The following is a 21632-nucleotide window of genomic DNA, read 5'->3' on the forward strand; positions in this document are numbered from 1 at the left end:
TAAAATATTACGGACCTCCCTGTTGATCCTGTTCAGTATTATCCTGGTGTTGATAGTGCTGATCAATCTCACGCCCGTACAGAACTTTCTTGCACAAAAAGCCATAGGGTACCTGGAGGAAAAACTGCATACCAAAGTAGTCCTGAAACACGTACGCATCGACCTGCTCAATGCCGTAGCGCTGGAAGGACTTTTTATCGCCGATAAACAAAATGATACGCTGCTCTACGCCGGCGAAGCCAAATTGAAGATCACGGACTGGTTCTTCCTCAAAAAGGAACCGGTGATCAGTTATATCGGGCTTAAGGATGCTTACGTGAACCTCTACCGGAAGCGGGATTCCGATACCTGGAACTACCAGTTTATTATCGATGCCTTTGCCAGTAAGGAACCTGCCAAAAAGAAGAAGGAAGGCGGCAAGCTGGAAATGGACCTGCGCAGGGTGGACCTGCAGCAAATCCGTTTTCATATGGTGGACCAATGGGCGGGCAGCGATATGATCGGCGAACTGGGCTCCTTTAGCGTCAATGCACGGGATATTGATTTCAGTAAAAAGACCATCGATATCCGGTCGATAGAAGGCGACAAAGTTACCTTCGGCCTGCGCGACTATAAAGGCGGGCGCCCGCCACGTCCCAAATCCACCGCTGCACCGGTGATCGATACCACACCATTTAACCCCGGCCTGTGGAAAGTGGCCTTGCAAAAGCTGAAACTGACCAACAGCCGTTTCTTTCTCGAAGACCCCGATACCAAACCTATAGCCGGCTACTTCGACGAAACCCATATGGATATTACAGGCATCGGTATCGAAGCCCGTAACATCGCTATAAAGGGCGATACGCTCAAAGGCAGGCTGGAGGCGCTTAGCGCTCATGAACGCTGCGGCTTCGTGATCAAAAAACTGGCTGCCGATGTGACCGTTTCGCCCAATATCTCGGAATGTAAAAACCTGGTACTGCAAACCGCCAACAGCTCGCTGAACGACTACTATGCCATGAAGTACGAGCGCTTCCCCGACTTCGAAGATTACCTGACCAATGTGGTAATGGTGGCCGAGCTGAAAAACTCGGAAGTAGGCATGCAGGACATCGTTTACTTCGCGCCCGACCTGAAACGTTTCGAACACATATCGGTAAAGATAAGCGGCAACGGTAAGGGTTCTGTAGAAAAACTGAATGTAAAGAACCTGGTGCTCAACGATGGTATCAGCCAGTTGAAAGGCGACCTGTATATGAATGGCCTGCCCGATATCGGCAATACCTTTATCGATTTCCGTAAGGGCGAGGTGCATACCAACGGGTTGGCGGCCTTCCTGTATGTGCCCGAATTGAAACAGGAAAAAAGCATTGATCTCGGCGCCCTGAGCCAGGTATCTTTTACCGGTAGCTTTACCGGCTTTATCAACGACTTTGTAGCGTATGGCGATATCCGAAGCAACCTGGGTAATGCCCGCGCGGATATTAACTGGAAATTGCCGAAAGGCGCTGTGCCCCGCTATTCGGGCAACCTGGCTACCGATCATTTCGATATCGGGCGGCTCTTCCGCCTGGAACCAACGCTGGGCAAGGCAACGGTATCGGCCAAGGTAACCGGCTCGGGCCTGGATGCAAAAACGGCTAACCTCAAAATAGATGGTACGGTAAACGGTATCGAACTGAACGGGTATAACTACAGCAACCTGAAGATCGACGGCGTTATGGCATCGCGTAAGTTTGAGGGTAAGCTCAAAGCCGATGATCCGAACGTGCAGCTGAACTTCGATGGCCGCGTCGACTTTGCCGGTGAGGAACCGGAGTTTAACCTGTCGGCCAATATCGCGCATATCAATGCCAAGGCCCTGGGGTTTACCCAGGACAGTATTATCGCCAATGCCGATATGCGGCTCGACTTCAAGGGCAGCAATATCGACAACTTCATCGGCTCGGCATATATCTATAACATGGATATACGGCGCGACAGTACACGGCTTAATATCGATTCCCTGCAACTGCTGTCCACCGTAGGGGCCGGGGGGCAAAAGCAATTGTTATTCTCGACTAACGATATTGCCGCTTCCGTCACCGGCCAGTTCTCCATTATGGACCTGCCGCAGTCGGTGCAGATGTTCCTATCCTATTACCTGCCGCAATACGTGGCGACGCCTTCCAAGTACAACACCAGGCAGAATCTCGATTTCAGGATCGACCTGGGTAATACCGATGATATCGTGTCCCTGTTTAGCCGGTCGCTCCATATCGGTAGCAATACTCATGTGTCGGGATCGATGAACATGGCCAACCAGGAGCTGCAGCTTGCGGGTACTATCCCGTATCTTACTTATGGCGATATGCGCTTCAGCGATATACAGCTCAACAGCAAGGGCACCTACTCCGGGTTCCGGCTCGAGGCCATAGCCAATGGTATCCGCTTCGGCGATCGCGATATTGCCTCCACCGTACAATTCGAAACCAATGTTTTCCAGGATTCGGCCCGCTTCCAGTTGTTGACCACTACGCCTACCAGTATCGGTAAGGCCGAACTTAACGGGACTGCTTACGCCAACCGGGACAGCTTTTATGTAAAAGTGCTGCCTTCCGAATTTTTCCTGAACCAATCGCGTTGGGAAATTCCTGAGGGCAACGAGGTGGTGTTTGCCAAAAACTATATCGCGATCAGCAACTTTATTTTCCAGTCGGGTTTACAACGCATCGCCATCAACCAGCCCGGGCGTAGCGAAAAGCCGAACAATGCGCTGGTAGAGATCCGTAACCTCGACCTCGAGCCCGTTAATAGTCTTACGGGCCTGAGCGGCACTACTTTCGACGGTCGCGTCAATGGCGATATCCACGTCAGTTCCATACTGAGCGACCAGCAGATCGGGTTCGACCTGCAAGCAAGCGATATCCGTATCAACGGCGATACCATAGGCACGGCCAGGGCCAAAGGATCTTACGATGCGGCCAAGGCGCTGATCTATATGGACGAAAGCAGCGGCCTGAGCTACAAAGGATCGAAGGCTAGTGTAACCGGCCTGTTGAGCCTCGATCCCAACTCCGACGAAAACATCGATGGCCTGATCAACCTGGAGCAGGCGCATATGGCCTGGGCGGCCCCTTTCCTCGACGGTTATGTGCATAACCTTTCGGGTTATGTAAACGGCAGTATCTCCATTAAAGGCAAGGCTGAAGACCCCTCCACATCCGGCACCCTGCAGCTCGAGAATATCGGTTTTACCCCAGACATTACCGGTGTGCACTACACCATTAAGGACGGGAATATCAAAGTAAGCGATACCCACTTCGAAATGGGATCGATAACGGTAGCCGATGATATGGAAAATACCGGAACCCTAACCGGTAACATTACCCACGACAAGCTCAGTAAGATGAACTTCCGGCTGACGATGCGCAGCGATAACATCGAAGTGCTGAACCTGCTCGATTACCAGAATCCCAACTTCCATGGTAATGTAATGGCAGCCGTACAACTGCGCCTGTCCGGCCCGGTCAATAACCTGAACATGAATATTTTTGCGACGCCGCAGAAGAACTCGCATTTATACATACCCGTAGGCTATGGTAATGACCTGGGAGAATATGGTTATGTGCATTTCAAAGAATACGGGGTAGAACAGAAACCACTCGAACATAAAAGTCATAACAAGCTCAACATACGCCTGGATGCGGTAGCCACGCCCGACCTTACGGCGACCATCATTATCGACAAGGCTACCGGCGAACAGATCACGGCTAAGGGCAGCGGTAACATTATCCTGGATATACCGGCCGATGGCGATATGCGGATGAACGGCAATTACATTATCGACGAGGGTAAATACAACTTCTCCTTTAAACAGCTGCAGGGCGTACTGAACTACCAGGAAGAATTTACGATCAACAGCAATAGCGTGATCAAATGGAACGGCGATATCACCAATGCCGATCTCGATGTAACGGCCTATGCCCAGGTCAAAGCCCGGTTATACGATCTTATCATCAACGAGGTGGACCGTGTAGGCCTGTCGCCGCAGGAGATACGCGATGCCCAGATCATGCAGAACGTAAACGTGTACCTGACCATGCAGGGTTCGCTGAACGAACCCAAGATGAGCTTTAAACTCGATCTTGCCGAAAACCGCTCGGTAGGTACCTATGCATACCAGAAGCTGCAGCGTATCAACGGCGACGACAAAGAGCTGTTGAACCAGGTCGCTTCCCTGCTCATCCTTAAACAGTTTGTGCCGCCGGAAGGGCTCAACAACAGTGCCATATCGAGCGGCACCATCAACAACATGAGCGAGCTGATCTCCTCGGCCGCCTCCTCGCAGATCACCAACTTTGCCAATAAGGTGCTGGGTATGCAGGATCTTTATGTAGGCGTGCGGTATAAAAACTATACGCTTACCGGTTATGATCCATTAAGTCAGACCAATTTCCTGAACCGCAACGAAGCGGGACTTAACCTGCGTAAAAGCTTTTTCAACAACCGCCTGGTAGTAGAGGTGGGCGGTGTATACGACTGGGGCCGGTCCTCGGCGCAAAGCGACTTTACCACCAATTTCGCAGGCGACTTCCGGGTACAGTACCTGCTTACCGAAGATGGCCGTATCCGGCTTAACTTTTTCCGTACCAGCAATTACGATGCGATCTTCCTGCAGAATATAGGCCGGCAGGGTATGGGCCTCAGTTATCGCAAATCGTTCAATAACCTGGGCGAACTGTTCCGGAGCCAGACCCGCCTGCGCAGGTTATCCGAGCAACAACAGGAACCCAAACAACTGCTGAAAAAAGCCGAGGCCACGGATTCCGTTGCGCCACCGGTTTCGATGATCCGCAAAGATTGATCATCTATAACATTTCCTGCAATATTTTATAAGCGACGGCGTTTTAGGTAAAAGGTAAATCTTATTGGATTTATTCTATATTTGGTTGTAGTAACCCCTTACCTGATCCATGCACAAACCCCTTTTACTCTTGTTGCTCCTGGTCCTGCTCTGCAGCCCGGGAGCCATAGCCCAGTACCGTATAGCCGGTACCCTGCGGGATACCGTAAATTTATCTCCGGCACAATATACCTCGGTCGCGCTGTTGCGGGCTTCAGATTCCGTATTGCAGGCTTATACACGGGCCGACGAACAGGGACGTTTTACCCTGCAGACCGATACCGCCGGAGCTTACCTGTTGCTGGTGGTGCATCCATCGTTTCTTACTTACCGCGACCGGGTAACGGTTCAGCAACAGGAGACACCGCTCGGGGCTATCGACCTGATGTCGCGCAAGCAATTGCTGCAGGAGGTGGTCATTACAGATTCAAGATCGATTGTGATTAAGGGCGATACGGTCGAGTATACGGCCGATAGTTTTAAAACCAGGGTATACGACAATGTAGATGAGTTGCTGAAGAAGTTGCCCGGGCTTGAAGTAGGCCGCGACGGCAAGATCAAGGCCTATGGCGAAGTAGTGAAAAAAATGCTGGTCGACGGGGAAGAGTTTTTTAGCGACGACCCGGCTATCGTCGCACAAACCCTGCGTGCATCGTCGGTGGATAAGGTGCAGGTATTCGATAAAAAGAGCGACCAGGCTGCTTTTACGGGTATCGACGATGGCGAAAGGATAAAGACCATCAACCTGAAACTGAAAGATAATGCCAAGCGCGGTTATTTTGGAAAAGTAAGTGCAGGCGGGGGGATACCCTCTTATTGGGAGAACCAGGCCATGATCAATGCTTTCAGGGGCAAAAGAAAAATAGCGGCCTATGGTCTTATGTCCAATACCAGTACCAACGGATTGGGCTGGGACGACCAGCGTAAATACGGTGGTGGCGGTGAAATGAATTTTGACGAGGAGTCGGAGAACTTTTATGTTATGGGCGATGGCAGCAGTTACGATGGCGAAGGTTTGCCCCGGAGCTGGACCGGGGGCGCCCATTACAGCAACAAATGGCTCGGCGATTCGCTCAGTTTCAGCGGTAACTATAAATACGGCAAACAGATTACCGAAGCCGAAAGCCGGTCGGTTACCCGTTATATACTGCCCGATACGCAATATACCAACACCGTCAACTCGGCCAACACCACCATAAGCCAGAAACATAATATAAATACGACCACCGAATACCAACTGGATTCTACGGCTTCGCTGAAACTGACCCTGAACGGCGGTTATAACAAAAGGCAGACCGGCAGCCGGTACGCCAGCAAAGCAGAAAGCCTGGAAGGCGGACTGATCAACGATAACACCAGGTTACAACAATCGGAAAACGAAGAAAAAAGCTTGTTGGCCACCCTGCTGTTCCGGAAGAAGTTCCGGAAAAAGGGGCGAACGTTCTCTGCCAATTTCAAAGGGCAGTTCAACGAAAATGCCGGTACCGGTTTGTTGCAATCCCGCATCAACCTGTATGCCCTGAATACGGCCGATAGCCTGGATCAGCGTAAAAGCAACAACAACCGGGCGCTGACGGGTAACCTGAAGCTTACCTATTCGGAACCTTTATCCAAAATAGCCTCCCTCGAACTCAACTACAGCCTGAGCCTGAATAACAACAATGCCGACAACCAGACCCGGGATCGCGACCAGGGCACTGATGTGATCAATCCTTACTTCAGCAGCCACTATGTTTTTAATGTTACCGGCAACCAGGGCGGTGCATTTTTACGGTTCAATTTTAAAAAAATCAATCTGGCCTTCGGCGGTAATATAGCCGATACGCGTTTCCGGCAAGACGACCTGATGTACGATACCAGTTATACGTATCATTACCTCAACTTCTTCCCGCGTGCTACCTTTACCTTCCGCAAGTCGCAGCAGACCAGCTTACGGTTTAGTTATGCCGGCCGTACCCAGCAGCCCACCATGGAGCAGCTACAGCCCCTGCGTAATAACACCGACCCGCTCAATATCGCTATCGGCAATCCCGATCTGAAACAGGCCTTTAAGCATGACTTCCAGCTCAGCTATAATGATTACCGCGTAATGACCGGTACAAGCAAATACCTGAGCGTCGATTTTCTCTTTACGCAAAATGCGATCAGCCAGCAGCAGAATGTTGATGTAAGCGGCAGGCGTAATTACCGGTATGTAAATGTGGATGGTAATTTTACGGGCTGGATGTATGGCTATTTCGGATTTAAAAAAATAGCCGGCATACGGCCGGGCCTGGACATCAACGCCAATTACGACCGTTCGCACAACTTTATCAACGGGCTGGCCAACCGGAACGATAACCAGCAATATGGTCCCGGGTTTTCGTTATACTACGAAAAGGATACGACGATCACCCTCAGCTATAACTTCAACCCGCGGTATAACCTGAACCAATCGTCGATCCGTAAGGACATCCGTACCGAATACTGGACCTTCGAACAACGGTTTGATGCCACGCTTACCTTGCCCCGGGGTATACAGCTGGGTACCAATATCAGCTGGAATGTACGCCAGCGGCTCGATCCGGCCGAGCGCAACAATAACGTGTTTCTCTGGAATGCCTATATCAGCAAGTCTATGCTGAAAGACCGCTCGCTGGTGGCCAAATGTTATGTAAACGATATCCTGGACCGCAATATAGGCTACAACCGTACGACCAATGCCGAGTATATTGCAGAGAATACCTATAACACCCTGCGCAGGTATGTGCTGTTCAGCCTTACCTGGAACTTTACCAAAACCGGCGGGCAAGCGCCCGATACCGGCGCGGGCATGATCGAAATATCCGAATAAAACAAACCTTATGCTACGAGCTATCCCATATTTACTGATTGCCTTATTGATCCTGGCGCCTGGCCTGGTATCCGCCCAGTTTGCAGGGCGGGGTAAAATAACCTACGAACGCAAAACGAACGTAAAGCAGAAAACCCAGACCGAAAAGCAGGACGAATTTACCCAATCCCTGCTGTCGAAAATGGCGCCGGTCACGATCTCCGAATTTTCCCTGGCCTTCGACGAAAACCAGAGCAGGTACCAGTTCGAAAAAGAACGCGAAGTAACCGGGGTGGTGTTCGGTTGGGGGAAGATCGCGCGGGAAAATACCGTTTTTACCGATTTCCGTACCGGTAAAGTAAGCTCGTTAAAACAGGTATACGAAAACAATTACCTGGTCGAAGACAGCATACGCCGGTTCCGTTGGAAAATAGAAGATGAGGTACGCGTTATTGCCGGGTATAATTGCCGCAAAGCCGTTACCCGTATCTGCGACAGCGTGGTGGTCGTCGCTTTTTATTCGGAACAGATCCTGGTAAGCGGCGGGCCCGAAGGTTTTAACGGGCTGCCCGGCATGATCCTTGGCCTGGCCATACCCCGCCTGTATACAACCTGGTTTGCCTCGGCCGTAACGCTCGAAACCCCGGAGATTGCCGTATTGCAGCCCGGCCGTAAACAAAAAAAGGCAAGCAACCAGCAATTGCTCGAAGCGCTGCATAAGGGCACCGACGGCTGGGATAAGGATTATACCACGGCGCTAAACTGGTGGCTGGCATTGTAATCCTTTCTTTTTTCAGCAGAGTTTGTTATTTTTAAACCTGCTGATACGGATTGTCCGTTCAGGCCGTTAATAACCTTGCCAGCCACCGGCCGGCTTATGCTATGATGAAGTTTATTGTTACTCCTATTTTACTGGCACTGGTAGCCGGGGTACAGGCGCAGGACCTCGAATCCCTGGGTACTGCAAAAGATTACAGTTATTTCCAGCTTCGCGGTGCTCCGGTTACCGTAACGACCAGGACCCTGAAACCGCCTAAGGACACGCTTATCGTACCCGCAGCTGCACCCGTAGCCACGGGGCCATCCTGGGGGCTCCAGAAAGAAGAACAATGGCAGTTCGATACCTCGGGTGTATTGCTGAAAGCAAGTACCCGCGAACTGCAACGGAAAAAAGAAGAGCTGCATACGGTACAGTACACTTACAGCAAACCGGGCAAACGCCTGCAGGGCATAGGTAATTACGACAAGGACCGCCTGACCGACTCTGCAGCACTGCGGTACAATAAAAGTGGCCAGTTGTTGCAGTACATTGCCACCGATGGCAAGAGCAAACCCGCTTTCCGTGTTACGTATACCTACGACCGTAAGAAGCAGCTGACGATTATACGCAAGCTGAATGAAGACGATTTTCCCGTGGAGATGATCAAGTATAAATATGCGGCCTCCGGCTTGCTTACCGAAACCCAGCATTTCGACCGGAACTTCAGGCAGGTAGCGACCAAACGGTACAGTATAAAACGGGATAAAGACGGTATGCTGAATATGTCGTCGGCCTCGTACAACGACCTTAATGCGCTTATGGATGGCTATACCCAGGTAAAAGATGCCTCCGGCCACGTTACCGAAGAGAGCCAGGTCGATAAAGACCGTCGTGTTACCGAATACAAGGGATACGAATACAATGAGCAGGGCGATGTGGTTGCGGAAAAGGTAATTGGTGCAGCCCGGGAGGAGCACAGGGTATACCGTTACCGCTACGACGACCACAATAACTGGACGAGCAGGGAGGTTTATATTAATGATTTGCTGGAAACTGTGGAGGAGCGCAGCCTGGCTTATTAATGAGCCAGCGGTGGTCTTATTTGTAATCTGTTACCTGTAACAGCCTGCTTATGCCATCGTATTCCCGCTCATCGTTAGAGGCTACGATTACGAGCCGGCCTGCGGTATGATCGCGTAACCATTGCAGGTACATCTCCACCCCGGCCAGGTCCAGGTTGCTGCAGGGCTCATCGAGCAGCAGTACAGGCGTATCGGAAAAGAAAGCCTGGGCCAGCTTTACCCGCTGTTTCATACCCGATGAAAACTCATGGATAAACTTACCGGCAGCCTGTTGCAGGCCCATCTCGTCGATCATGCTATCGATGCCGTATCCTTTGCGGATCGCTTTAAAAGAAAAATGAAATTTGAGGAATTCCTCCAGGGTAAGCTCTTCGACCAGGTCCATGCCAGGTGCACAGTAGCTGATATGGCGGTATACATGTTCCGGTTTTACCGGTTTGCCGTTAAGGGTATAGTCGATCTTGCCCTTATTGATATCCTGCATGCCGGCTACAGCCCGCAGCAGGGTGGACTTGCCCGAACCGTTGGCGCCCAGTATAGCATACTGCATACCCGCTTCAAAGGTATAATCAATCCCTTTGAGGATCCAGTGGCTCTGGTAACGTTTGGAAACCTGGTTAAGCGAGATCGTCATTGGTGTTGCGGCGGGTATAACCGCGCATAATACCGCGGCCCGACTCACGGATAAAGGTTAGGATTTCATCTCTTTCGTCGGAAACCGGGATTTCCGCTTCAATGATCCTGGTGGCTTTGGCTACATTATAACCGCGTACATACAGCAACCGGTAGATGTCGAGTATATGATTGGTCTTTTCGGTGCTATAGCCCCTGCGTTTCAGCCCTACGGAGTTAACGCCTACATACGACAGCGGTTCGCGGGCGGCCTTTACATAAGGCGGTACATCCTTACGTACCATAGAACCGCCGGTAACGAAGGCATGCGAGCCGATGCGTACAAACTGCTGTACGGCTACCAGGCCCGCCAGCACCACGTAGTCGCCGATCACGATATGGCCGGCCAGTGTGGTATCGTTTGAAAAAATACAGTGATTGCCGATAATACAGTCGTGTGCAATATGCGAGTAGGCCATAATCAGGCAATTGTTGCCCAGGCGTGTCATTTGCTTGTCCGAAGTACCACGGTTAATGGTTACACATTCCCTGATCGTACAGTTGTCCCCGATAATGACCTTGGTATTTTCCCCGTTAAATTTCAGATCCTGCGGAATGGCAGAGATTACAGCCCCCGGGAAAATACGGCAGTTTTTACCGATGCGCGCACCTTCCATAATGGTTACATGCGATGCAATCCAGGACCCTTCGCCTATTTCCACGTCTTTATGGATTACTGCAAAGGGATCGATCTGTACATTGGGTCCGATTTTGGCTTCCGGGTGTACGTATGTTAATGGATGGATCATTGAAAAATATCAGGGGGTCAAAAAGAACCAGGGTAGTGGCCGATCAACCTGTTTAAGGGTTTTAAACTTCAGTTTATTTTTGTTTCGGCAGGATCTGGGCTACCAGTTCTGCTTCGGTTGCAATTTTGTTACCCACATACGCGGTACCGCGCATCTCGCAAATACCCCTCCTGATCGGGTTTATCAGTTCCAGTTTCAGGATCAGGGTATCGCCCGGCACTACACGTTGTTTGAAACGCACTTTATCGATCTTGATAAAGTAAGTATCATAGTTTTCCGGGTCGTTATAATTATTCAGCGCCAGCAAACCACCTACCTGGGCCATGGCTTCGATTACCAGTACGCCGGGCATTACCGGGTTACCCGGGAAGTGGCCCTGGAAGAAATGTTCGTTAAAGGTTACACTCTTAACGCCAACTACTTCTTTGTCCGTCATGTCGATGATCTTATCAACGAGCAGGAAGGGGAATTTATGCGGCAATGATTTTACGATATGAGTAATATCATAAACAGGAGGCTGGTTAGGATCGTAGCTCGGGATATCGGAAAGGTGTTTGTTCTTTTTAATGTACTGCTTCAGTTTGCGGGCAAATTCCACGTTAGTGGCATGTCCCGGGCGATTGGCAATAATATGGGCTTTAATGTTGTAGCCGGTAAGGGCCAGGTCGCCCACGATATCGAGCAGCTTGTGGCGTGCCGGCTCGTTGGGGTAGTGGAGCTGCAGGTTGTTGAGGATGCCTTCGCTCTTTACTTCTACTTTGGGCTGGTTAAATACTTTGGCCAGCTTTTCCAGCTCGTCGTCGCTTACTACTTTGTCCACCACTACGATGGCATTGTTGAGCTGACCGCCTTTGATCAGGTTATTTTCGAGCAATACTTCCAGTTCATGCAGGAAGCAGAACGTACGGCTGCTGGAAATTTCGCTTTTAAAGTCGGCCAGGTTTTTCAGTGTGGCATGCTGTGTGCCCAGTACCGGCGAGTTAAAGTCGATCATCGTCGTGATCTGGTACTCATTGGCCGGGATGGCCAGCATATCTACATTTTTTACCGGGTCGTAGAAATGGATATTGGTATCTATGGCATAATAGATCTTTTTCGCATCCTGCTCCAGTACGCCTACACTTTCGATCGCTTCTATAAACTCCAGGGCGCTGCCGTCCATAATCGGCACTTCGGGGGCATCCAGTTCCAGCAGTACATTGTCTACGCTCATACCCACCAGGGCAGCCAGTATGTGCTCGGTGGTATAGATGCGGGCTCCGTTATGCTCCAGGGTTGTGCCCCGCGCGGTATCTACCACATAATCTACGTCTGCTTTTACCACCGGCTGATCCGGCAGATCTACCCGCTTAAAACGGATACCAAAACCGGCATTGGCGGGTTTCATGGTCAGCGTTACTTCTTTCCCGGTATGCAGTCCTACTCCGCTAATCGTGACCTCGCCTTTGAGCGTTTGTTGGTATTCCTTGTTCATTATTGTTTTTTCGGTTTTCTTATCGTTAATTCTGCCTTTTGTAAGTAGCTCCATCACTATATAAAATAAATCGGGCGATCAGGCCATGCAACAGGTTACATAACCTTAAGCGCCCCTTTTTTCCAAAAACCTCATTTACAATAAGGTCAAACTAATTTCTAAATGGGTCGGCAAAGATAAATCAAATGGAAATATTATTATAACATTAACCATCTTTTGATAAATCACCAATTTTGCGCTCCAATTCCTGTAGTCGGTTTAACAATTCGGGCAAATTTCTGAAAATTGCCTGACTTTTCAATGAACTTTTATATTCGTAGGCAGGGCTGCCGTTCAGCGCTGTGCCGGGGGTAGTTACCGATTTGGAAAGTCCGCTCTGTGCATTGATCCGGGTACCGTCGGCGATCTGCAGGTGGCCTACAATACCTACCTGGCCGCCGATCATACAATGACGGCCTATTTTGGTACTGCCCGAAATGCCGGTCTGGGCCGCAATTACGGTACCTTCCCCGATCTCTACGTTATGCGCCACCTGGATCAGGTTGTCGAGCTTAGCGCCCTTACGGATCAGCGTAGCGCCTATAGTGGCGCGGTCTATGGTAGTATTGGCGCCTATCTCTACATGGTCTTCGATCACGACATTGCCCAGTTGCGGTACTTTTTTATAACTGCCGTCAGCCTGCGGCGCAAAGCCAAAACCGTCGGCGCCGATCACGGTACCTGCATGCACGATCACCTGCGCGCCTATTTTGCAGTCCTGGTACACCTTTACCCCCGCATGAATTACCGTACTGTTGCCTATAGATACCTGGTTGCCGATATAAGCGCCCGGGAATATCCGGGCATTATCACCGATCCGGGCGTTTTTACCGATATAGGCAAAGGCACCGATATACACATCTTTGCCGATGGTTGCCGTTTCATGTATAAAGGAAGGCTGTTCGATACCGGTATGCTGGTTGTTCATTGCCATAAACTCGTTGTACTTGTCCAGCAGGGTGGCGAAGGCGGTATAAGCGTCGGGCACGCGCAGCAGGGTCGCCGATACCGGTTGTTCCAGCTGCAGGGCATCGTTAACGATAATTACCGACGAGCTGGTGGTATAAAGGTAGTGTTCGTATTTGGGATTGGCGATAAAACTCAATGTGCCCGGGCGACCTTCTTCTATTTTGGAAATATCGGAAATCGCGGCTTCAGGGTTGCCCTCTATGCGGGCATTGATAAACAGGGCTATTTGCGCGGCCGTAAACTGCATGAATCGGAATATGGTTTAAGCTGCGAAATTATTGGTTATCGGTCATAAATGAAAAATAAAAAAATGAGCCAGGCCTTGTCCTAGCTGATGCGGCAGTAGTAATACTTTTGCACCGGCACAGTAAGGTCAGAACGGATCAGCCCGTTGTCGATATCAGAAATATTGACCACTTTGCCCGATTTCATCAGGATATTGATCCGTTCGTCATCTACATTATAGGTACTGTTGCTGGTGGTGCCGGCAAACAGGTAAAAGGGCAGCTCCTCTTCGCTGATGCGGCCCGAACGCAGGGCTTCGGCTTTACGTTCGTTAAATTCATCGTCCAGGGGCTGTGTGCTCAGCTTTACCTTGTACAACTGGCGGTTCTGCATCATGGAGCATAACCGGCTCAGTATCGCATCGGGATGGTTGACCCATACTTTGATTGAGGCGGTAATATCCGCATCGTCTAACTGGCAGAACAAATCCAGCACCTTAGGCTCGTCGAAGTCGCGCACGCCGATCTGCTCGTACAGGAAAACACGCAGGGCCGGGGTCGAAAACAGTTCAGCGCCCTGTTGTGCCAGCTGTTTGGCCCGGCGCAGGATATTGATGATCAGTTGCTCGGCGCCCAATACGGTTTTATGCAGGTATACCTGCCAGTACATCAGCCTGCGGGCAATAATGAACTTTTCTACCGAATAAATGCCTTTCTCCTCCACCGCCAGCCCGCCATCGGCCACGGTAAGCATTTGCAGGATACGGTCGTAGCTGATTACCCCTTCTGAAACGCCGGAGTAAAAACTATCCCGGTTCAGGTAGTCCATGCGGTCCATATCCAATTGGCTCGATACCAATTGATGCAGGAAGGTTTTGGGATAGGTATTGTCGAATATCGAAATGGCGGTGCTCAATCCCCCGTCTTGCTCTTCGTTGAGGCGGAGCATAATGCGTTTGGAAATCTCCTCGTGCGAGATCTCCTGTACGATGGTGTGCTCCAGGGCATGCGAAAATGGGCCATGGCCGATGTCGTGCAGCAGGATGGCCTGCCGGGCGGCCAGGCATTCTTCCGGGCTGATATCGGCGCCCTTACCCTTAAGTTCGTTCAATGCGATATGCATCAGGTGGGCGGCGCCCATCGAATGATGAAAACGCGTATGGACGGCCCCGGGGTATACAAAATGGGCCATGCCCATTTGTTTGATACGGCGCAGCCGCTGGAAAAGAGGGTGTTCTATTAATTGCATCATACCCGGTTCGGGAAAACGGATAAAGCCATATACCGGGTCGTTGATTATTTTGCCGTGCACTGTAGTATCAGAGTTAGAGGAGTGGGTTGCAAAAATAAAAAAAACTAAGCAGGCTTAGAATAATAATATTATTTTAGTATAAAATATAATTTTTATGTCAAAAGGTTCTGTTAGGTCCCCGCTTTTCGATTTTTGCTGGTTTAAAGATTTTGAAACTGCTTTAAGAGAGCTGGCTGGTTTGGCAATGGCCGAACTCTGGGACTACCAGCAAAGCCCTTCCGGCCGTCTGCCCATTCTCTACAATTACCTGCATCACACCTTCAAAAAGGTTCTGGAGGAGGGCAAGGTCCTGTTTGAAGCCGAATCTGCTGTTTTCGATACCGGTTTGGTAACGGAAAACAAGGAAGAGATTTATGGCTATTTTCAAATAAACAGGCACCCTACCTCTACTGTAAAATGGTTTTTTGCAGGCTGGAAGAAAAAATCGGCAAGAGAATTGACCCGGTTTGCGAATCTGCCCGATGTCGCCAACTATTTCCGGGATCCTTCCGATCTTATTTTTGATACCAGGATCGAGCTGCGGCCTAATGTCGATCATATTATCGAGGATAACCTGGGCAGGTTCCCGGATACGATTAAAAGTATGCAGCCGCTCCTGGTCGCCAACCTGTTGGAAGGAACGATTAAAAATGCGATAAAAAGGGTGCGGCGTAATTACAAAACGGCAATACCCCAGTATTATAACGGTAAGATACAGCTATTGCTACCGCTGTGTATGCAAATGACATCCAAGGCAGACCTGGCTCTGGTGGTTGAAAAACAAAATGATATCTACCGGGCATCGACCTGTTTGACCCTCGATATGGCCATAAACAATGCGCGGCTGATTGCTAAACCGGATGACGAATGGTTAAAACCATAATTTTTTTGTCGTTTAAATAAATGGTAGTACATTTGTATAAATTAATTTTTTCAAGTTACTTTTTTTGGCCCTAAAGGCCAGCTTCAAACCACCGGGTATTAAACTACTTTTCAGGATAACGCTAAGAAAAAACTCAAGTTACGGCCGCCTCTCCAGGGCGGCTTTTTTTATGCGGAAGGGGAGGGGATTGGGATCAGGTAGAACGCTCCAGGCATTGGTGAAGGATCGTACCTTTTTACATTTTTTCCGCCGGGAGTGCCCGCAATGCTACAGGATCATACGATGGAATACCGGCGGTTACCCGGGGCTTTCCCGCTGATCGGAATAAAAAACCGTGTGGCCGGATAAATGATTGCCCGCTATTGAGCCGATTAATAGGGGCTAACAATACCACTTGCATATATAAGGTATATTCCGGAACTTTGCGCCTCATTTCTAATTGTTTTATTATTAATTCATGTCGCAAAAGCAAATCAAATCCGCGCTTATCTCTGTTTTTTATAAGGATGGTCTGGAACCAGTATTAAGGCAACTGGAACGCCTGCAGGTGAAAATCTATTCTACCGGGGGCACCCAGAAGTTTATCGAAGACCTGGGCATTGCCTGTACACCTGTAGAAGCAGTAACCACTTATCCTTCCATCCTCGGAGGCCGTGTTAAAACCCTGCATCCTTCCGTATTTGGTGGTATCCTGGGGCGCAGGGAGCTGGCGCAGGACCTGGAAGAAATGAAACAATACAATATCCCCGAAATCGACCTGGTGATCGTAGATCTCTATCCGTTCGAGGAGACCGTGAAAAACACTTCAGAAGAGCAGCTGATCATCGAAAAGATCGATATCGGCGGACCGTCTATGATCCGCGCGGCAGCTAAAAACCACAAGGACCTTACGGTAATTGCGGCTAAAGAAGATTATGCCCCACTGGAAGAATTGCTGCGTACGCAGGAAGGCAGCACCACGCTCGAACAGCGCCGTGCCTTTGCCGCTAAAGCCTTCTACGTGGTTATGAATTATGATATCGCGATCAATAACTATTTTAACGGTACCATCGTGCCGCCGTTCCACGGCCGCCAGGTATTGCGTTATGGCGAAAATCCGCATCAGGAGGGCGTATTCTATGGAGATCTTACCGAAATATTCGATAAACTGCATGGTAAAGAGCTTTCCTACAACAACCTGGTGGACGTAGATGCAGCCGCACAACTCATCGCCGAGTTCGGTACAAGCGACGAGGCCGTATTTGCCATTATCAAACATACCAATGTATGCGGCGTAGCCCAACGTGCTACCTTAAGCGAAGCTTGGGATGCAGCCCTGGCCGGCGATCCGGAAAGCGCTTTCGGCGGTGTGCTGGCAGCCAATAAAACGATAGACGAGGCTGCTGCCAATAAGATCAACGAACTCTTCTTCGAGATCCTGCTGGCGCCGGGTTATTCCCCCGAAGCCCTGGCTATCCTGCAAACGAAAAAGAACAGGATCCTGCTGGCGCAGAAAGAAGCCCTCCAAACCAAAACCGTGTTCAAAAACGTATTGGGCGGTATCCTTACCCAGGACGCCGATGCTGGCAGCTTTGCCGACTGGAAGGAAGAAGGTGCACAACCTGCTACCGCAACGCAGAAGGCCGACCTCGAGTTTGCCAATATTGTGTGCAAACACCTGAAGTCTAACGCCATCGCCCTGGTAAAAGACGGCCAGCTGCTGGGTAAAGGCTGTGGCCAGACCAGCCGTGTAGATGCCCTGCGTCATGCGCTGGACAAGGCGAAGCAGTTCGGTTTCGATCTTAACGGTGCTGTATTGGCTTCCGACGCCTTCTTCCCCTTCGATGATTGCGTGAAAATGGCCCACGAGGCGGGCATTACCGCCGTGATACAGCCCGGTGGCTCTATCCGCGATAAAGATACGGTAGCCTATTGCCAGGCCAATGGTATGGCCCTGGTGATTACCGGCATGCGCCACTTCCGTCACTAAATAAAAAATAGTTACAGGTACGAACTGCCCGGCAAACGCCGGGCAGTTTTTTATGCCTATAAGCCGTCTTTATGTGCCCTTTCTCCCGGTTTCCCGGTATTAAGGATTTCTTAAAATCGGCTGGAAATACCGTAAATACTGGTTTGCCGGTATTTTCCGGGCTATGTAGGCGACCTAATTTTGACGTATAAATTTTTATTGTCAAAAGATAAAATATGAAAACCCTCAGAAAACTCATCTATGTTGCCCTGGTGGCAATCCCCCTGATCACATTAAACAGCTGTAGTAAAAGCAACAGTGTAACACCGGATAACCCGGGTAATAACGATCCCGGTAACAATGACCCCGGCAATAGCTTTACCGCGGCCGATTTTACCCTTACGATCGATGAATACTACGAGCCGGGCGACGACTACCCGGGCGAAGATTACCTCCGCATCGACTATACCATCAAGAATGTATCGTCCAAAAACTTTCCGAAGGGTATGAGCATACGCTGGAAGGTAAAGGCGGCCGATGGCGCTTATTACGAAAGGTTGGATGAGAACATCATCTTCAACCAGCCGCTCAATGCCGGTGCTTCCATAAAAACGGCTTCGGTGATTAACCTGGGTACGCCGCATAATAACGCCGATAGATCGACCCTTACCTATACCCTTACACCTTAGTTGCCGGAGGTAACCCTATCACCGGAAAGCAGGGCCACGGTCCTGCTTTTTTATGCCTGCCCCTGGCCGTAGTGTCTCGCTACGACCGAAGGCCGCGTACAAATTAAGTACCCCCGCGATCGCTGTCGCTGCGAGACTATAAAATACAAACACTACAGCACATGTTATTGGGGAACAATATGACAAAATAAAAACGCCGCACCAGGTCTATGCGACCGCTGCGGCGTTTTGTGATATACCCTGTGGGGTTTATTTCTTTGTGGTCGGGGCAATACTTGGCGTAGGGTTGCTCTTTTCTTCTTCGTTCATGCCTTTGATCACGTCTTCGGTAATGTCGAGGGCTTTATTGGCCAGCAGTATATTACCGCCTTTTACGTACGACAGGATAAAGTCGTAACCCTTGTTGGCATTATATTTTACCAGGTAATTATCAAGGCGGTCCTGCAGCTCTTTATTAAATTCTTCCTGTTCTTTCATCAGCTGTCCGCCTAAAGACTGGCGGCGGCTTTCTACGTTTTGCTGCATACCGGCCAGTTTCTTCTGGGCGGCTTCGCCTTCGGCCTGGGTAAGGGTACCGGCCTGTGCTTTTTTCTGGAAGGCGGCATATTCACTTTGCAGGTTCTGGGCAAGGCGTTCTACCTCGGCTTCCATACCGGCCTGGCGTTTTTCGAAATCGGCTTTTTTGGTTTTAAAGTATTCGTAACGGTCACCGAGCGTATCGAGGTTTACATAGGCTATTTTACCGCTGGGAGCAGTAGCCGGGGCATTGGCAGCCGGCGTGGCGGCCGGGGCCGTAGTAGACGCTTTATTGTCTTTGCAGGAGGCGAACAGCATAGATGCTGCCAGGCCCGAAACAAACAGGTAATTAAAGATGCTGGAAGATGACTTCATATACGATTACGAATTATAAATTAGGTTGCAAACATACTATTTCCCGGCTTGGGAGCAAAATAAAACCGCCCCTGGAGGGAGCGGTTTTAAGAAAACGGTAAGATTTAAAACTTATTGCAGTTTGAAGGAAACAGGCAGGGTGTAATACACCTTTACGGGCTGACCGTTCTGTTTACCCGGTTTCCATTTCGGCATGGCTTTTACCACGCGTACAGCTTCCTGGCCGCAACCGCCGCCAATATCTTTTTTGATTTCGATATTGGTAACGTTACCGCTCTGGTCGACTACGAATTGCAGTACAACACGACCCTGAATCTCGTTTTCACGGGCAGCTGAAGGGTAGCGGATGTTTTTAGACAGGTAAGCATTGATATCGAACGGAGGCTCGGGCATCTGCTCTACTGAAGTAAAGATCTTATCTGGTGGCGGACCCGCATCAACGGGGCCTTTACCGGTACCCGGGTTGGTATTCAGACCCGGATCGATGGCGTCCGGATCGCCTGAACCAGCCTGGGTTTTAGGTCCGGCTACTTCGTTTTTCTCCATTTTTGGAGGTTCCGGTTTCTCTTCCTCTTTTACTTCTTCGTTCTTTTTAATAACCGGAGGTGTAAATTTTACGGTTGGTTTAACCGGAGGGGGAGGGGCAACCGGAGGTGGTGGCGGTGGCTTTTTAGGATCCACCGGTGGTGGTTCCGCCAGCTTTACGTCGTTGATAACCGGTGGCGCTTCTACGATCTTTTCTTTGGGTTTGATCAGGGTAGAACCGAATACACCGCCTACAGCCAGGATGGCAATAAGCCCTGCAACGGTAACACGCTTGCGGTACTTTTTACGTAAATCATAACCGCCATAGTTCTTATTCCGACCTTCGAAGAGAATGTCGAGATAATCGGCGTTTAATATTTTATTAATGTCCATAACGGTTGTTTCTTTATAATGATGCGGAATTGCAAAAATTCCACATATGCTGATTCAAAACTGTTAGTTAGCGGCTTCCGTTTTCTGGATAAACTCCCGGTCTACAGGCGTTATATCTACTACTGCATAGATCGGGATGGCATTGATCGTCATTTCATCAAGAATGCTGATCAGGTCGCCGGTAGTACTGGTGCTATCAGGTTTGATCAATACGGTGGCCTTATCGGTTGCGCCCAGGATACCCTGGCTGATGAGGTCGCGTACTGTTTTTTTCTTGTTGATCAGCACGTCGCGGATGCCGTCTTTATCTTTGAAATAGGTTACTTCGATAACCGGTGGTTTTGTCGGATCGTCGCCGATACCGTTATAGTAGTAAATGCGGTGATCGCGGCTTAACAAAAGTGTCAACGCGGTGCCATCCTTGATCTTGCTCTTGTCTTCATCTTGCATGTTCTCGTCCTTGAATGGCATCTGGATCTCCATTGCTTTCGGCTTCGACATGGTCGTTGTAAACATGAAGAACGTGATCAGCAGGAACCCTAAGTCCACCATCGGAGTGAGATCAATTCGGGGGGCACCTTTCTTCCCGCCCTTTACCTCTAATTCTGCCATGGCTGTATGGTTTGATTATTTTGTGTTTAAAATTCAGGTTCCGGAACTTCGGCCCGCCCATGAAAGGACGTGGAAGCCCGGCGCCCATTAACTCTTAGGTTTGCCGCTGTTCTGCTCTTCATACAAAGCGGTACCTGCCGGTACGCCTTTCATGTCGGTAATGAAGCTGAAACGGAACACCTTTTGCTTACCCAGGGTGCTGATTACCTTGTTGATCTCGGGGTAACCGGCTGCACCATCGGCTTTGATGGCGATACGGCCCTTACCTGCATCCACATGGTACCTTGCAGTCTGTACCCAGTAAGCCAGTTCGTTCGAATCGAAGCTCGCTGTGGTATCGGTTGGGATACCGGGAGCGGTCTTGTCGTACTCAGCCTGCTGGGACGGCGTCATTGCCAGGTAAGATTTCAGCTTGGTAAAGGGTACGCCTACACCGGAACCGTTAATGAAGTTCTGCATTTCTGTAGCGGAGAGGCCCAGTTGCTTGTCGTCATTAATCTGGTTGATGATGCTCCTTTTGGCGTTCAGGTTGTCTACCGCGAAGAATACACGACCCTTTTTATCCAGCGTGATCTGCATAAACCCTTCAGGGATCACCTTGGTGGATGTGGAAGACGGAGTGTCTACCATTACCGGCTCCTGGGGTTTAAATTTAGTGGCCAGCATAAAGAAAGTAAGCAACAGGAAGGCTACGTCACACATAGCCGTCATGTCAATATGCGTACTCTTACGAGGCAATTTTATTTTTGGCATCT

General features: G+C 49.9%; 16 protein-coding genes. 7 read left to right on the top strand and 9 right to left on the bottom strand.

From position 1 onward, the window contains the following. Positions 1–22 precede the first annotated feature (22 nt). The 4 genes from B0I18_RS22000 (at position 23) to B0I18_RS22015 (ending at position 9518) form a co-directional block, all read left to right on the top strand. Complete coding sequence (locus B0I18_RS22000) at positions 23–4825, top strand: translocation/assembly module TamB domain-containing protein (RefSeq protein WP_106524918.1); 4803 nt, start codon at positions 23–25, stop codon at positions 4823–4825. A gap of 109 nt (positions 4826–4934) precedes the next feature. Beyond that, positions 4935–7697, top strand: a complete 2763-nt coding sequence (locus B0I18_RS22005; protein WP_106524919.1) for an outer membrane beta-barrel protein — start codon at positions 4935–4937, stop codon at positions 7695–7697. Between the two features lie 10 nt (positions 7698–7707). Further along, positions 7708–8457, top strand: coding sequence for a GLPGLI family protein (locus B0I18_RS22010; protein WP_106524920.1), 750 nt, complete (start codon positions 7708–7710; stop codon positions 8455–8457). Between the two features lie 101 nt (positions 8458–8558). After that, positions 8559–9518 (top strand): hypothetical protein, encoded by a 960-nt coding sequence (locus B0I18_RS22015; RefSeq protein ID WP_146146840.1) that lies wholly within the window; start codon positions 8559–8561, stop codon positions 9516–9518. 16 nt (positions 9519–9534) lie between these two features. Here B0I18_RS22015 and B0I18_RS22020 read toward each other — a convergent pair whose 3' ends face one another. The 5 genes from B0I18_RS22020 to B0I18_RS22040 all read right to left on the bottom strand — a co-directional run bounded on the left by B0I18_RS22020 (position 9535) and on the right by B0I18_RS22040 (position 14957). Beyond that, positions 9535–10152 carry an ABC transporter ATP-binding protein gene (locus B0I18_RS22020; protein WP_106524922.1) on the bottom strand — a complete coding sequence of 206 codons (618 nt, stop codon included), beginning with the start codon at positions 10150–10152 and terminating at the stop codon, positions 9535–9537. Next, positions 10136–10939 (bottom strand): acyl-ACP--UDP-N-acetylglucosamine O-acyltransferase, encoded by an 804-nt coding sequence (gene lpxA, locus B0I18_RS22025; RefSeq protein WP_106524923.1) that lies wholly within the window; start codon positions 10937–10939, stop codon positions 10136–10138. The genes B0I18_RS22020 and lpxA overlap by 17 nt, the downstream gene beginning before the upstream one ends. 73 nt (positions 10940–11012) lie before the next feature. Further along, a complete protein-coding gene (locus B0I18_RS22030) occupies positions 11013–12413 on the bottom strand; it encodes a bifunctional UDP-3-O-[3-hydroxymyristoyl] N-acetylglucosamine deacetylase/3-hydroxyacyl-ACP dehydratase (RefSeq protein WP_106524924.1) in 1401 nt (466 codons plus the stop codon). 205 nt (positions 12414–12618) lie between these two features. Then, positions 12619–13668: a UDP-3-O-(3-hydroxymyristoyl)glucosamine N-acyltransferase gene (gene lpxD / locus B0I18_RS22035; RefSeq protein ID WP_106524925.1), complete on the bottom strand. Its 1050-nt coding sequence runs from the start codon at positions 13666–13668 to the stop codon at positions 12619–12621. Positions 13669–13748: 80 nt separating this feature from the next. Then, the gene (locus tag B0I18_RS22040) at positions 13749–14957 is read right to left on the bottom strand and encodes an HD domain-containing protein (protein ID WP_245882137.1); all 1209 of its coding nucleotides are present in this window, start codon (positions 14955–14957) and stop codon (positions 13749–13751) included. A 94-nt stretch (positions 14958–15051) separates the two neighbouring features. Between B0I18_RS22040 and B0I18_RS22045 the strand changes: the two genes are divergently transcribed. The 3 genes from B0I18_RS22045 (at position 15052) to B0I18_RS22055 (ending at position 18456) form a co-directional block, all read left to right on the top strand. Further along, entirely contained in the window at positions 15052–15819 is a 768-nt protein-coding gene (locus B0I18_RS22045) for a DUF3825 domain-containing protein (RefSeq protein WP_106524926.1), read from the top strand. Between the two features lie 457 nt (positions 15820–16276). Beyond that, positions 16277–17788, top strand: a complete 1512-nt coding sequence (gene purH / locus B0I18_RS22050; protein WP_106524927.1) for a bifunctional phosphoribosylaminoimidazolecarboxamide formyltransferase/IMP cyclohydrolase — start codon at positions 16277–16279, stop codon at positions 17786–17788. A 215-nt stretch (positions 17789–18003) separates the two neighbouring features. Continuing rightward, entirely contained in the window at positions 18004–18456 is a 453-nt protein-coding gene (locus B0I18_RS22055) for a hypothetical protein (protein WP_106524928.1), read from the top strand. Between the two features lie 249 nt (positions 18457–18705). On the opposite strand, the gene B0I18_RS22060 is transcribed toward B0I18_RS22055, so the two are convergent. The 4 genes from B0I18_RS22060 to B0I18_RS22075 all read right to left on the bottom strand — a co-directional run bounded on the left by B0I18_RS22060 (position 18706) and on the right by B0I18_RS22075 (position 21630). Next, positions 18706–19347 carry an OmpH/Skp family outer membrane protein gene (locus B0I18_RS22060; protein ID WP_106524929.1) on the bottom strand — a complete coding sequence of 214 codons (642 nt, stop codon included), beginning with the start codon at positions 19345–19347 and terminating at the stop codon, positions 18706–18708. 111 nt (positions 19348–19458) lie between these two features. Further along, on the bottom strand, positions 19459–20265 hold the full coding sequence (locus tag B0I18_RS22065) for an energy transducer TonB (protein ID WP_106524930.1): 807 nt from the start codon (positions 20263–20265) through the stop codon (positions 19459–19461). Positions 20266–20328: 63 nt separating this feature from the next. Next, positions 20329–20877 carry an ExbD/TolR family protein gene (locus tag B0I18_RS22070; RefSeq protein WP_106524931.1) on the bottom strand — a complete coding sequence of 183 codons (549 nt, stop codon included), beginning with the start codon at positions 20875–20877 and terminating at the stop codon, positions 20329–20331. An 87-nt stretch (positions 20878–20964) separates the two neighbouring features. Beyond that, complete coding sequence (locus B0I18_RS22075; protein ID WP_106524932.1) at positions 20965–21630, bottom strand: ExbD/TolR family protein; 666 nt, start codon at positions 21628–21630, stop codon at positions 20965–20967. Positions 21631–21632: the final 2 nt, after the last annotated feature.

This window comes from Taibaiella chishuiensis (assembly GCF_003014535.1).
Taxonomy (GTDB): Bacteria; Bacteroidota; Bacteroidia; order Chitinophagales; family Chitinophagaceae; genus Taibaiella; species Taibaiella chishuiensis.